General features: G+C 60.9%; 1 protein-coding gene. It reads right to left on the bottom strand.

The features are described 5' to 3' along the window. Positions 1-178: 178 nt before the first annotated feature. Positions 179-404, bottom strand: a 226-nt coding sequence (locus F2P45_RS34605) for a hypothetical protein (RefSeq protein WP_166882704.1), incomplete at its 5' end; no start/stop codon positions are given.

The raw sequence follows: 404 nt of genomic DNA, 5'->3' as shown, positions 1-404 counted from the left end.
ATTGCCGCTCGCCACTAATCACGTCGAGCGGATCGGTCATCAGCTGCGCGACAGGCGCGTGGATGCAAAAGTCGATGCAGATATCGCGGATATGCTGTTCTGCGAGCGGATACGAACAACCGGTCACGTAGGGCAGCACCTGCGAAAAGAAGTCGGAGAGGTTCGCCATGGCGACCGCTTATTTGCGCAGGTACTTAATGCTGTAGCTAAAGCGCTGCACTTCGCGCTCGATGGTGGCTCCGTTGGCGCCCGCCTCGTATTCGGTCATCGTGGCGTTTTCCAGGATGGCCGCCACTTCGATAGGCACGTCGCACGGGACACCGCGCGGCACGTTGAAGCCGTGGCCATTGATGCTCAGGAAAACAGCCTGGCGGCCCAGCTCCCCGGCGCCGTTGGCGATCGTG

Source organism: Massilia mucilaginosa (assembly GCF_011682145.1).
Taxonomy (GTDB): domain Bacteria; phylum Pseudomonadota; class Gammaproteobacteria; order Burkholderiales; family Burkholderiaceae_D; genus Telluria_A; species Telluria_A mucilaginosa.
This window is presented reverse-complemented; position numbering and strand designations above follow the sequence as displayed.